A 3,129-nucleotide genomic window follows, 5' to 3' on the forward strand; every position below is an offset into this window, starting at 1 on the left:
TAGTGTTTCGGTGGTCATAGCGTGAGGGAAACGCCCGGTTACATTCCGAACCCGGAAGCTAAGCCTCATAGCGCCGATGGTACTGCAGGGGGGACCCTGTGGGAGAGTAGGACGCCGCCGAACTAATCTTGATAGAGCTGGTCCCTGAACTTCGGTTCAGGGACCAGCTCTTTTTTGTTTTGCGTCACTTGCCGTTCACGTTGCGGGGCCAACATCCGAAGGCATGGGGACTCTTGGAATGTTGCGCGCCGCTGGTGTCGGTACCGGTGACGAGGTGGTCGTGCCCGCCTACGGGAACGCCGAGGTCGCAGAGGCCGTGGTCCTCGCGGGAGCGCTGCCGGTGTTCGCCGACATAGAGCCGGCCACGTACTGCCTCGACCCTGACGCGGTCGCCGCCGCGGTGACCCCGCGGACGGCCGCCGTCATCGTCGTACACCGCTTCGGGAACGAGGCCGACGTACAGCGGCTGCGCGAGCTGGGGCAGCGGCAGGGGTTCCTCGTCCTGGAGCAGGGCGAGTCGGAGGCTCCGTACGAAGGGCTTGAGCGGCGCAGGGCCCATGCCGCGTATCTGAGCGGGCGGCTCAGCGGAGTCGTGACGCCAGACCTGCGTGAGAGGGACAGCTACCAGCAGTACGTGGTGCGTGTGCCCGGGAACGGGCGGCCCGACCGGGACGCGTTCGCGCGTGCCGTGCGGGCCAAGGGCGTCAACTGCTGGGTGCCCGTGAAGACGCCGGTGCACCGGCTGCCGCAGTTCCGGCGGGACGTGCGTCTGCCCGAGACCGAGCGGGCCGCGGACGAGACGCTCGCGCTGCCGGTCGACGCGTCGATGACGCGCCGTGATTTGCAACGCGTCGTCTCCGCCTGCAACGCCCTCGGTGGACTCCTCCAGCCCGCCTTCTAGGGCGCCTTCTTGGTGTGGGACTTGAAGAACTCCCACATCAGGTCGGTCGCGTTGACGCCGGCTCCGGGGTCGGACATGCTGCCGCCCGCGCCGCCCGGCCACGAGTGGCCCATCTTGGGGAGCCGGTAGACGACCACGTCCGAGCCGTCCCGGCACTTTGCGGTGGTCTTCCTGATGTTGTTCCTGAGCTTGTCGGGCGTGCTCGGCTTGCAGGAGAGGCGTTTCTGCCAGGCGTTGATGCCCGTGTCCATTCCCGCGTAATGCTCGTCGAGGCCGCCTATAAAGGTGATCACCGAGACCGGCGTCTTCGGCATGTACGAGGCCTTCTGCGCTTCGGTGCCGAGATAGCCGCCGCTGACGGGGGCGATCGCCGCGAAGGTGCCGGGGAGTTCGACCGCGAGCTTGTACGACATGTCGCCGCCGTTCGAGATACCCGTGGCGTAGACGCGTGCCGGATCGGCGTTCCAGGTGCCGGTCAGCCTTTTGATCAACGTACGGATGAATCCGATGTCGTCCTCGGTGCCGCAGCAGATGAAGGCGTTGAAGCCGCTGTTGAGTCCGTCGGGGTAGGCGACGAGGAAATTCTCCTTGTCGGCTTTGGCGTTGAGGCCGCTGATCTTGGCCATCGTTTCGCCGTCGGCCGGATAAGGGTGCAGGGCGATGACGAGGGGCAGCTTCTCGGAACGCGCGTAGCCGGGCGGGGCGTGGACGGTATAGACGCGTTTCTCGCCCTGCCAGGGGACAGTGACTTTCTGATCGCCGGGGCGCGGGGACTCCGTAGCTGAGCGCTTCTTGGTGGGCTTCGGGTTCGCGGTGCCTTTGTCCTCGCCGGAGCCGCAGGCTGTGAGTGGCAGGAGCAGAGCGGCGGCCGCCAGGCATAAGGCGGACCGCGGAAGCGTGGCGCGTCGGGTCGGCATGCGCGCAGGGTGGCAGCGCCAGGGCGGGCGGTCCAGAGGAACGGCGGTTCGGAAGGGCGCGGATTTCAGGTATGATCTATTCCGTTGCCGAGCGGGAAACCGCGAGGGCGACAGGCCCCTATAGCTCAGTCGGTAGAGCGTCTCCATGGTAAGGAGAAGGTCAGCGGTTCGATTCCGCTTGGGGGCTCAACTCATGAAGGCCTCCGCCCAGTTGGGCGGGGGCCTTCGTCATGTTCGGGGTGGGAGAGCGTGGCGGCCGGGGCACCTCGTGGGGTGCCCCGGGGCGCTCAGTCCTTCTGCAGGCCAGGGACGCGCATCGCGAGGATGGCCATGTCGTCGGACGGGGCGTCCGACGCGAAGCGCTCCACCGCGCGCATGATGCGGGCCGCCACCGCGCCGGCCGTCAGGCCCGTACACGTCGTCAGGACGTCCGCGAGGCCGTCGTCGCCGAGCATGCGGGTGCCCTCGCGGCGCTCGGTGACGCCGTCGGTCACGCAGAGCAGGACGTCGCCCGGGTCGAGCGTCACCGTCTGCTCGTACAGCTCCAGGTCGTCCATGACGCCGAGCAGCGGCTGCGGTTCCGCGTACGGCTCGACGGTGCCGTCCTGGCGCAGGCGCAGCGGCAGCGGGTGCCCCGCGCAGACGATCTTCAGGACCGCCGAGCCGTCCTCCTGGGGCCACAGCTCGCCGTACAGGAGCGTCAGGAAGCGGCTGCGGGACCCCTCGTCGAGGATCGCGGCGTTCAGGCGCTCCAGGACCGCCGGGCCGCCGAAGCCCTCGCGGGCGAGCAGGCGCAGGGCGTGCCGGGCCAGACCCGTGACGGCCGCGGCCTCCGGGCCCGTGCCGCAGACGTCGCCGATCGCGAAGCCGTAGGCGCCGTCGCGGATGGGGAAGAGGTCGTAGAAGTCGCCGCCCACTTCGTTGCCCTCGCCGGCCGCGCGGTAGATGACCTCGACCTCCACGCCCGGGATCTGCGGGAGGCCGGGCGGCAGCAGGCTGCGCTGGAGGGACTGGCTGATGGCCGTGCGCTCGGAGTAGAGACGGGCGTTGTCCAGGGCCAGGGCCGCTCGGCGGGATAGATCTTCGGCCAATTCCAGGATCTCTTGGCGGAAGTGCTCGTCGGAGGGCTTACCGAGCGTGAGCATGCCGATGACGCGGTTGCGGGCGACCAGGGGCAGGACCACCGTCTCGCCGCCCACTGCCGAGGCCGTGGAGAGCGTCGTACCGATGCCCGAACCCAGGGTGAGGGATTCGCCGAGGCCGAGGCTGCGCATGGACGTGCGCAGCGCCGCCTCGTGCGCGGCCTCCGAG

At 68.9% G+C, this 3,129-nt stretch carries 3 protein-coding genes, 1 tRNA gene and 1 rRNA gene; 3 read left to right on the top strand and 2 right to left on the bottom strand.

All coding sequences use genetic code 11. The annotated features are described in order from the left end of the window. Positions 1-6 precede the first annotated feature (6 nt). Together rrf and GKQ77_RS30730 are read left to right on the top strand one after the other, a co-directional pair. Positions 7-123 (top strand): 5S ribosomal RNA (gene rrf, locus GKQ77_RS30725). Positions 124-238: 115 nt separating this feature from the next. Beyond that, positions 239-901 (top strand): DegT/DnrJ/EryC1/StrS family aminotransferase, encoded by a 663-nt coding sequence (locus GKQ77_RS30730; RefSeq protein ID WP_258022268.1) that lies wholly within the window; start codon positions 239-241, stop codon positions 899-901. Here the strand turns inward: GKQ77_RS30730 and GKQ77_RS30735 are convergent. Continuing rightward, positions 898-1,818 (bottom strand): extracellular catalytic domain type 1 short-chain-length polyhydroxyalkanoate depolymerase, encoded by a 921-nt coding sequence (locus GKQ77_RS30735; protein ID WP_219692394.1) that lies wholly within the window; start codon positions 1,816-1,818, stop codon positions 898-900. The genes GKQ77_RS30730 and GKQ77_RS30735 overlap by 4 nt on opposite strands. A gap of 114 nt (positions 1,819-1,932) precedes the next feature. On the opposite strand from GKQ77_RS30735, the gene GKQ77_RS30740 reads away from it, so the two are divergent. Beyond that, positions 1,933-2,005 (top strand) — tRNA-Thr (locus GKQ77_RS30740). A gap of 100 nt (positions 2,006-2,105) precedes the next feature. Here GKQ77_RS30740 and GKQ77_RS30745 read toward each other — a convergent pair. Continuing rightward, positions 2,106-3,129: PP2C family protein-serine/threonine phosphatase (locus tag GKQ77_RS30745; protein WP_219692395.1), on the bottom strand; the 1,024-nt coding region annotated here is incomplete at its 5' end.

The sequence above is a fragment of the Streptomyces anatolicus genome, assembly GCF_019400875.1.
Classification (GTDB): domain Bacteria; phylum Actinomycetota; class Actinomycetes; order Streptomycetales; family Streptomycetaceae; genus Streptomyces; species Streptomyces anatolicus.